The organism is Psychrobacter sp. TB20-MNA-CIBAN-0197, assembly GCF_040309765.1.
GTDB classification, from domain to species: domain Bacteria; phylum Pseudomonadota; class Gammaproteobacteria; order Pseudomonadales; family Moraxellaceae; genus Psychrobacter; species Psychrobacter submarinus.
In genome coordinates this window covers 1-238 of the sequence record NZ_JBEOPC010001339.1, presented here as the reverse complement: position 1 = coordinate 238, position 238 = coordinate 1, and the positions used below count along the sequence as shown (strand labels likewise).

Sequence of the window (238 nt, the reverse complement as noted above, 5' to 3'; positions counted from 1 at the left end):
CGGTGGTGCGTTTGTTTTTACGCGGGGTCGGCTCGGCGGGCTCGTCCATGATCGGCGCTGTCGCTGTTGGCGCGGGCTCGATCTGCAACTCGGCCATTGGCGGCGTGGCAACCACAGCGGCTGGCGCCGAAGGATCGAGCAGACGCCCCATCAACGCGACGTAGGCTTCAATGTCAGCAGGTTGCGGCGCATTGGCCGGCGTGGCGATGCGCATCAGCAGGTCGGTGCCCTGCAACAA

At 66.0% G+C, this 238-nt stretch carries 1 protein-coding gene; it reads right to left on the bottom strand.

The window, feature by feature from the left end; translation table 11 throughout:
• Positions 1-238, bottom strand: a 238-nt coding sequence (locus tag AAEY83_RS18305; RefSeq protein ID WP_351061541.1) for a hypothetical protein, incomplete at both ends; no start/stop codon positions are given.